The 238-nt window shown below is 65.1% G+C and carries 1 protein-coding gene; it reads left to right on the plus strand.

Features of this window, described 5'->3' with window-relative positions; genetic code table 11:
- A partial coding sequence (locus tag SB771_RS36845; RefSeq protein ID WP_410722265.1) for a carbonic anhydrase occupies positions 1 to 238 on the plus strand: 238 nt, incomplete at both ends.

Below are 238 nucleotides of genomic sequence, written 5' to 3' on the forward strand. Positions count from 1 at the left end.
GTTGTTCCGCAAGCTGGCTACCAGCCAGACACCGCGGACCCTGTTCATTTCGTGTTCGGACAGCCGGATGGTGCCCGAACTGGTCACGCAACGCGAACCGGGCGACCTGTTCGTGATCCGCAATGCGGGCAACATCGTGCCTTCGTTCGGGCCGGAGCCGGGCGGCGTGTCGGCCACGGTCGAATATGCGGTGGCGGCGCTAGGCGTCACCGACGTCGTGATCTGCGGCCATTCGGAT

Source organism: Burkholderia sp. SIMBA_051, assembly GCF_046534915.1.
GTDB classification, from domain to species: domain Bacteria; phylum Pseudomonadota; class Gammaproteobacteria; order Burkholderiales; family Burkholderiaceae; genus Burkholderia; species Burkholderia ambifaria.